The organism is Dyella silvatica, from assembly GCF_026283955.1.
GTDB lineage: Bacteria > Pseudomonadota > Gammaproteobacteria > Xanthomonadales > Rhodanobacteraceae > Dyella_C > Dyella_C silvatica.
The window spans coordinates 21,714-27,713 of record NZ_JAPDPE010000068.1 but is presented as its reverse complement, the minus strand read 5'-3'; the positions used below and the strand labels follow the sequence as shown (position 1 = coordinate 27,713).

The following is a 6,000-nucleotide window of genomic DNA, read 5'->3' as shown; positions in this document are numbered from 1 at the left end:
CATGACGCCGCGCCGCCTGCACGCTCACGAAGATTTGATGACCACGTTCCGCCGCGTGCATTTCATCGGCATCGGCGGCGTCGGCATGAGCGGCATTGCCGAGGTGCTGCATAACCTGGGTTATGCCGTATCGGGTTCCGATCGTGCCAACTCGCCGACCGCGCAGCGTTTGCAAGAGCTGGGTATCGTCGTGCATGTTGGTCACTCGGCCGAGCATATTGGCGACGCCGATGTGGTGGTTACCTCCAGCGCGATCCATCAGGACAATCCGGAGCTGATCGCCGCGCGTGCCGCGCGCATTCCGGTGGTGCCGCGCGCTGAGATGCTGGGTGAGCTGATGCGCTTCCGCCGCGGCATTGCCATCGCCGGTACACATGGCAAGACCACCACCACCAGCCTGGCCGCCAGCGTGTTGGCCGAGGCCAATTACGACCCGACCTTCGTGATCGGCGGTCAGCTGAATGCCGCCGGCGCCAATGCCCGTCTCGGCACCGGCCAGTATCTGGTGGCGGAGGCGGACGAGTCTGATGGCTCGTTCCTGCTGTTGTCGCCGGTGCTGGCGGTGATTACCAATATCGACGCCGATCACCTGGAAAATTACGGCGGCGAATTTGCTCAAGTAAAGAAGGCCTTTGCCGATTTCCTGCATCGCCTGCCGTTTTATGGTCTGGCGGTGTTGTGCGTCGATGACCCGGAAGTCGTCGAGTTGGCAAAGACCACGACGCGCCGGGTAATGACTTACGGCATCGATACCCAAGACGCCGACGTGCGCGCTGCCAACCTGGTGCAGCACGGCTTCGAAATGCATTTCGATCTGCATTTGCCCGGGCGGCCCGAAGCCTTGCCGATCAAGCTGAATCTGCCGGGGCGGCATAACGTGCTCAACGCCTTGGCCGCAGCCAGCATTGGCTGGCAGCTCGGTGTGGAAGCCGAGGCGATTGCGCGCGCTCTGGAGCATTTCCAGGGTGTCGGGCGCCGCTTCCACCGTCGTGGCGAGATTGCCCTGGATCGCGGCACGGCGTTGCTGGTGGACGACTACGGTCATCACCCGCGCGAGCTGGCGGCGGTGTTTGCGGCGGCCCGCGGCGGTTGGCCGGAGCGTCGCCTGGTAGTGGCTTTCCAGCCGCATCGTTACAGCCGTACGCGTGACTTGCTGGATGACTTCGCCAATGTGCTGGCCGAGGCCGATGTGCTGGTGCTGGCCGAGGTCTACGCCGCGGGCGAGACGCCGATTACTGGCGCCGATGGTCGCGCGCTGGCGCGCGCGGTGCGGGCGCGCGGCAAGGTCGATCCGGTGCTGGTCGACCACCCGCGCGAATTCGCAGACACCTTGCCGGCGCTGATGCGCGACGGCGATTTATTGCTGCTGCTCGGCGCTGGCGACATCGGCGCGGTGGCGGTGGAGTTGGCCCATGTCGGTCATTTGAGGACGATGAAATGAGTATCAGCAAGACCGCCGCGATCAAGATCGGCGATCCCGCCCAGTTTGGCCGCGTCGCCGTGGTGATGGGCGGCAGCTCGGCCGAGCGTGAGGTGTCGCTGAACTCGGGTCGCAATGTGCTGGCGGCGCTGAAAGCACGTGGCGTGGACGCGCATGCGATTGACGGCATTCCGGCCTTGCTCGACGCCGTGCGCGCCGGGCACTTCGCCCGGGTGTTCAACATTCTGCACGGCGGTGGCGGCGAGAACGGCGAGTTGCAAGGCGCGTTGCAGTCGTTGCGGGTGCCGTTCACCGGTTCCGGCGTGCTGGGCTCGGCCCTGTCGCTGGACAAGATCCGCGCCAAGCAAGTGTGGCTGTCGCTTGGTCTGCCGACCCCGCGCTTCAAGGCCCTGCCACGTGGCGCGGATGTGCATGCGGCGGCTCGCGAGATCGGTTTTCCGCTGATCGTGAAACCCGCGTGGGAAGGTTCCAGCGTCGGCATCACCCGCGTGTTCGACGAAAAAGATCTGGACGCCGCGGTGGAGCTGGCGCAGCGGTATCCCGGCGACCTGCTGATGGAAACCCTGATCGAGGGCGATGCGAACGAAGGTGGTGAATACACCGTCGGCATTCTCGACCGCGAAGTGCTGCCCACGATCAGGATCGTGCCCAAGGGCGAGTACTACGACTACAACGCCAAGTACATCGCCGAAGACACGCAGTACATTTGTCCAGGGCTCGCAGGTGCGGCTGAGCAAGAGATGCGCGAGTTGGCATTGACGGCTTTCGATGCCCTGGCCTGCTCCGGCTGGGGCCGTGTGGACGTCATGCGCGACCGTCATGGCCGCAACTGGCTGCTCGAGGTCAATACCGCGCCGGGCATGACCTCGCACTCGCTGGTGCCGAAGGCGGCCGCTGCCTCGGGTATCGACTACGAGACGCTGTGCTGGCGCGTGCTGGAAACCAGTTTTGAGCGCGCCGCTGATATGCGCGCGCCGCTCTCGCGTGCGCATGACGCTCATGGAGGCGCTGAGTGAAAGGAGCGATCCGCCTCGTTGCCTGGTGTCTGGCCATCGCCCTGGTGGTGCTGCCGATTGCCGGCGTGCTGAGCGGTTGGTTTGCGGCCGATCGTTGGCCGGTGACCCAGTTGACGGTGCAGGCGGAGTTCAAGCACGTGAGCGTGGACCAAGTGCGCGCCGCAGTGCAGCCGCGCCTCGGCAAGGGCTTTTTCGCGCTTGATCTGGATGGCGTGCAGAAGGCCGTGGCGGCGCTGCCGTGGGTGGAGTCGGTGGAGGCGCGCAAGCGCTGGCCCGATACCTTGCTGCTGCGTATTCATGAGCGGCAGCCGTTTGCACTGTGGAACGGCAATAAGCTAATCAGCCGCCAAGGCATGGTCTTCGATGCGCCCAATGCCGATGTGTCGGCGGGGCTGCCCGATTTGCGCGGGCCCGATGCACGCCTGGCCGAAGTGGTGAGCTTCTACGCCGAAACGCAAAAAGCGTTCGCCAATACCCGTCTCAAAATTACTGGTGCCACGCTGACTGAGCGTGGCAGTTGGAGCCTGACCACCGACAGCGGTGCGCAGATCGCGATTGGCGATCGCGAGCAAGCCGGTCGTCGTCTGCGTCGGTTCCTGGATGTTTATCCGCAACTGATGGCGGGCCATAGCACTGGCTTTGCCTACGCCGATCTTCGCTATACCAATGGATTCGCCGTGCGATGGCCGCCGCAAGCGCCAGCCGCAGTCAACGCTGGAGGCTCGCCCCGCACATGAGACCCAAGAACGATAAACAACTAGTGGTCGGCCTCGACATCGGCACCTCCAAAGTGGTGGCGATTGTCGGTGAGTACGAGCCCGGCGAACCGATCGAAGTGATCGGCATCGGCACCCACGTGTCACGCGGCATGAAGCGTGGCTCGGTGGTGGACATCGAATCCACCGTGCACTCGATTCAGCGTGCGGTGGAGGAGGCCGAGCTGATGGCCGGCTGCGATATCCGCTCGGTCTACGCATCGATTTCCGGCAGCCATCTGGAAACCAAGAACTCGCATGGCACCGCGGCCATTCGTGATCGCGAGGTCACCCCGGGCGATCTGGATCAGGTGCTGGAGGCGGCCAGCGCGGTGGCGATTCCTGCCGATCGCAAGGTTCTATATAAGGAGTCGCAGGAGTACCGCATCGACGGCCAGGACGGCATTCGCTCGCCGGTGGGCATGAGTGGCGTGCGGCTCGAAGCCAGTGTGCATCTGGTGACCGGGGCGGCAGCGGCGGTGCAAAACATCAGCAAATGCATCCAGCGCTGCGGTCTGTCGGTGGATGAGTTGGTGCCATCAGCCTTGGCCAGCGCCAAATCGGTACTCACTGACGATGAGCGCGAGCTCGGCGTGTGCCTGGTGGATATCGGTGCGGGCACCACCGATATCGCGATCTACACCCAGGGCTCGATCCGCTATACCAAGTCGCTGCCGGTGGGCGGTGACCAGGTGACTAACGACATCGCCTATGGCGTGCACACGCCGACCGCGCATGCCGAGGAAACCATCCAGGTGCCCAGCGTGGGTGACCGGCCGCCACGTCGCTTGGCGCGGCAGTCGCTCGCACAAAGCGTGCAGGCGCGTTACGAGGAAATTTTCGAAATGGTGCAGGACGAACTGCGCCGCTCCGGCTACGAAAGCCTGGTCGCGGCGGGGATCGTGCTGACCGGCGGTGCTTCGCGAATGGAAGGCACGCTGGAACTGGCCGAAGAGATTTTTCACAAGATGGTGCGCATCGGCGTGCCGCAACACGTCAGCGGCCTCGGTGAGGTGGTTTCCAGCCCCTTGCACTCCACCGGCGTGGGCCTGCTTCTGCATGGCGCACGCGCTGGCGGCATGCGTTCGAGCGGGCAGGTCGGCGGCAGTGTGGGTGGTTTGCTGGAAAAGCTGCGCAGTTGGTTTACCAAGAATTTCTGAGCCGGAACATCGGCCAATGACACCGATTTTGACGGCGCATGACGCGTCGTCACGGGCGAAAGGACCACGCCCACCACTACGGACCGACAGGAGTCGGCTTCGTGGTTACAACGACAATGAAAACTCTACGGAGGACGGGAAATGTTTGAACTCATCGAAAAACTGGCACCTAATGCAGTCATCAAGGTCATCGGTGTGGGCGGTGGCGGCGGTAACGCCGTAGCGCACATGCTTAACGCCAACATCGAAGGCGTTGAGTTTGTCGTGGCCAACACCGATTCGCAGGCGATGAAAAGCTGCGGCTCGCGTACCCACCTGCAGTTGGGTGGCAATGTCACCAAGGGTCTCGGCGCAGGCGCCAATCCGGAAGTCGGTCGTCAGGCCGCGCTGGAGGATCGCGAGCGCATCGAAGAGATGCTCGAAGGTGCCGACATGGTGTTCATCACCGCAGGCATGGGTGGCGGCACCGGCACCGGGGCGGCACCGGTAGTGGCGCAGCTGGCCAAAGAAAAGGGCATCCTCACGGTGGCGGTGGTTACCAAGCCGTTCCCGTTCGAGGGTCGTCGCCGTATGCAGGTCGCGCTGAAGGGTATTGAGGACCTTTCTCAGCACGTCGACTCGCTGATTACCGTACCGAACGAGAAGCTGCTTTCGGTGCTGGGCCGTGAGGTGACCTTGTTGAACGCCTTCAAGGCCGCCAACGACGTCTTGCAAGGCGCCGTGCAGGGCATCGCCGACCTGATCACCGCCCCTGGCCTGATCAACGTCGATTTTGCCGACGTGCGCACGGTCATGTCCGAAATGGGCCTGGCGATGATGGGCTCGGGTACCGCCCGTGGCGACGACCGCGCTCAGGCGGCGGCTGAAGCGGCGATCAAGAACCCGTTGCTGGAAGACGTCAATCTGAACGGGGCATGCGGCATTCTGGTCAACGTCACGGCCGGCCCTAACCTGACCATGCGCGAATTCGACGAAATCGGTCGGGTGATCCACGATTTCGCCAGTGAAGACGCCACCGTGGTGATCGGTACCTCGCTGGACCCGGAAATGCAGGACGACGTGCGCGTTACCGTGGTTGCCACCGGCCTGAATCGTGCCGTGGCTACGCGGCAGCCGTCGCGTCCGACGGTGACTCAGCAGGTCGAGATGCGTCAACGTCCGCGTCCTGTGGTTTTGCGCACAGGCACCGGCAATGAAGTGGTCGACTATGCCCAGCCAGATGCCGTCAGCAGCCATACCACCCGGGTAGAGAATACGGCCCCGGCCAAGAGCACCGATCCTAGCTTTGACTACCTGGATATCCCGGCTTTTCTGCGCCGCCAGGCCGATTGAGAAAAAAAACGTAGAAAGAAGTGAACAAAGCGTCAGATTGACTTGTCAGTAACCCATCGTGCCGGGATGGGGTCTCGCGACCCCGCCCGTGATCTTGCCGCCTCAGGGCGGCTTGGTATGGCATCACTGACACAGTTTCAGGCGTTCTTGGCAGGTTTGAATGTCATAAGACTGTGCGCTCGGAGATGGCGCATGATGGGCTGGGGCGGATATCCCGGCTGGTCCGATGTCCCGTAGCGGATTCCCGTCACGCTGCGGGGCATCGAGTCGACTCCGATAATCCATTGACGGAATTG

The 6,000-nt window shown here is 63.3% G+C and carries 5 protein-coding genes; all 5 read left to right on the top strand.

What is annotated here, in order from left to right; translation table 11 throughout:
- The first annotated feature begins 1 nt into the window (after position 1).
- The 5 genes from murC (at position 2) to ftsZ (ending at position 5,704) form a co-directional block, all read left to right on the top strand.
- Positions 2-1,441 (top strand): UDP-N-acetylmuramate--L-alanine ligase, encoded by a 1,440-nt coding sequence (murC, locus tag OUZ52_RS14080; RefSeq protein WP_266159050.1) that lies wholly within the window; start codon positions 2-4, stop codon positions 1,439-1,441.
- Positions 1,438-2,457, top strand: coding sequence for a D-alanine--D-alanine ligase (locus tag OUZ52_RS14075; RefSeq protein ID WP_266159049.1), 1,020 nt, complete (start codon positions 1,438-1,440; stop codon positions 2,455-2,457). The genes murC and OUZ52_RS14075 overlap by 4 nt, the downstream gene beginning before the upstream one ends.
- Positions 2,454-3,194 carry a cell division protein FtsQ/DivIB gene (locus tag OUZ52_RS14070; protein WP_266159048.1) on the top strand — a complete coding sequence of 247 codons (741 nt, stop codon included), beginning with the start codon at positions 2,454-2,456 and terminating at the stop codon, positions 3,192-3,194. Before OUZ52_RS14075 ends, OUZ52_RS14070 begins: the two co-directional genes overlap by 4 nt.
- Complete coding sequence (gene ftsA, locus OUZ52_RS14065) at positions 3,191-4,372, top strand: cell division protein FtsA (protein WP_266159047.1); 1,182 nt, start codon at positions 3,191-3,193, stop codon at positions 4,370-4,372. Before OUZ52_RS14070 ends, ftsA begins: the two co-directional genes overlap by 4 nt.
- Positions 4,373-4,513: 141 nt before the next feature.
- Positions 4,514-5,704 carry a cell division protein FtsZ gene (gene ftsZ, locus OUZ52_RS14060; RefSeq protein ID WP_266159046.1) on the top strand — a complete coding sequence of 397 codons (1,191 nt, stop codon included), beginning with the start codon at positions 4,514-4,516 and terminating at the stop codon, positions 5,702-5,704.
- Positions 5,705-6,000: the final 296 nt, after the last annotated feature.

What these genes read in the sequence shown, in the direction of transcription:
- ftsZ (WP_266159046.1), top strand. Translation starts at nt 4,514, where the DNA reads ATGTTTGAACTCATCGAAAAACTGGCACCTAATGCAGTCATCAAGGTC.
- OUZ52_RS14075 (WP_266159049.1), top strand. Translation starts at nt 1,438, where the DNA reads ATGAGTATCAGCAAGACCGCCGCGATCAAGATCGGCGATCCCGCCCAG.
- ftsA (WP_266159047.1), top strand. Translation starts at nt 3,191, where the DNA reads ATGAGACCCAAGAACGATAAACAACTAGTGGTCGGCCTCGACATCGGC.
- murC (WP_266159050.1), top strand. Translation starts at nt 2, where the DNA reads ATGACGCCGCGCCGCCTGCACGCTCACGAAGATTTGATGACCACGTTC.